Source organism: Yoonia sp., assembly GCF_036007805.1.
In the GTDB taxonomy this organism is placed as follows: Bacteria; Pseudomonadota; Alphaproteobacteria; order Rhodobacterales; family Rhodobacteraceae; genus Yoonia.
In genome coordinates, this window is record NZ_DASYOK010000208.1 from 1 (window position 1) to 1,707 (window position 1,707).

General features: G+C 56.7%; 4 protein-coding genes. All 4 read left to right on the forward strand.

Annotation, left to right across the window (positions count from 1 at the left end):
• Positions 1-270: hypothetical protein (locus VGP75_RS11695; protein ID WP_327543831.1), on the forward strand; the 270-nt coding region annotated here is incomplete at its 5' end.
• A gap of 167 nt (positions 271-437) precedes the next feature.
• Positions 438-773 carry a hypothetical protein gene (locus VGP75_RS11700; protein ID WP_327543832.1) on the forward strand — a complete coding sequence of 112 codons (336 nt, stop codon included), beginning with the start codon at positions 438-440 and terminating at the stop codon, positions 771-773.
• A 124-nt stretch (positions 774-897) separates the two neighbouring features.
• A complete protein-coding gene (locus VGP75_RS11705; RefSeq protein ID WP_327543833.1) occupies positions 898-1,317 on the forward strand; it encodes a terminase small subunit in 420 nt (139 codons plus the stop codon).
• Positions 1,314-1,707, forward strand: a 394-nt coding sequence (locus VGP75_RS11710) for a hypothetical protein (protein WP_327543834.1), incomplete at its 3' end; no start/stop codon positions are given. The genes VGP75_RS11705 and VGP75_RS11710, both read left to right, overlap by 4 nt.

A 1,707-nucleotide genomic window follows, 5' to 3' on the forward strand; every position in this document is an offset into this window, starting at 1 on the left:
CGTGGCACAATCGCAAGCCGCATGGGCTACATTAAAAAACGTGGTGCAAAGCCCGCGCCAGATCCGAAGCCAACACCAGCACCCCCGCCTGTAGCGTTACGCAAGCCCGCGCCAAAGCCCGTGACATTCACACCGGATCAAGACGCACGCCTGCGCAGCTACATGGCTGACGGGCTGGGAATTGGCAGCGCAGCGGCATTGCTGCGCATCCCGCGCGATCAGGTGGCAAAGCGCTGGGCGGAAATCGGGATGCAGGAGGCAGCGGAATGACCCGCACACCCACGCCTTGACCTGACAGGCAAAGTCAGGCGCGTAAAGCTGGCCATGTGCGCGGGGGTCGCAAGACGGGTATCATAGACCCAAACGCCAGCAGCAAGGGATCGGCCTAAGGCGACCTTTCTCACCGAGGCCCTTGCAACAACAAATAGGAGATGAAGATGAACATCGGACAGAAATATCTAATCACGACTGAGGGCTGGTTTCTTGCGCCCGATGGCGACAACTACCGTGGGGCGTTTGGAACCGTTCATAGTGTTGTTGATAGCGAAAGCGCTTTGGGGATTAAGACTAACGCAAAGTCAACAAATTGGTATGTAATGATTGGCGACATGGTAATAGCTGGTTGCCAGATACACTATGCAATTCGAGCCGATGATTTTTCGCCTCAGTCACCGCATATAGAAATTGACCATGATGGGAAGCGAATTTGTGAACGTGCTGGCATAACGCGCATTTACAATGCAGATGCTTCTGGTTTGGTGGCGATGCCATGACCGCCCTACCCTACAGCCTCCAAGACTGGCTACGCGAGCACAACGCCCCGCCAGTTGCCAAAACACCGCCCGCGCGCTATGATACGCCTTGGAAGCCGACAGAGGAACAGAAGGAACCGCCACATTGACCGCAGGCAGGCCGCGCACATACAGGCCAGACATGGCTGAAAAGGCGCGTCGATACATCGCCAACCATGATGATTATGACGACCCCGTGCCAACTGTTGCGGGGCTTGCGTGCGTTCTTGGGGTGGTTCGAGATACCTGCTACCAATGGGCAAAAGACGAAGATAAGCCTGAATTTTCCGACATCTTAGACGAATTGGCGCAAAAACAAGAGCGTTGCCTTGTCAGAGGTGGGCTTATGAGCGACTTCAACGCGCCCATTGCCAAGATGATGCTTACCAAGCACGGCTACTCGGATCGGGTCGATACGGACTTGACCACCAACGGCAAGGATATGCCGCAACAAGTCACGATCAACATGACACCAGAGCAAGCCGCCGAGGCCTATGCCGCGCAGATTGACCCAGATGCAGAATGACCACGCTTCCAGCCCCGCGCGTTCCTGACGCCAGACAATGGCCCGGTGATTACGTCGCGGTTTGGACATGGCGATGCGAACGCTTGCAGGCTATGCGCCGTGACCCTGTGCAGCTTATGGGCGCGCTTGAGTATTACCGCACGCGCCCGGTCGAATTCATCCAGCACTGGTGCGATACATATGACCCGCGCAACGCAGGCCGCGGCAGGCCCGCATATATGCCGTTTATCATGTTCAAGCGACAGGCCGAGTTTATCGAGTTTCTACGCGCGGTCATGGCGGCGGAGGAAAACGGCCTTGTCGAAAAGGCCCGCGACATGGGCGCAACATGGGTATGCAGCGCGTTTAGCGTTTGGCTATGGCTGTTTTACCCCGGCGCGGCAATCGGCT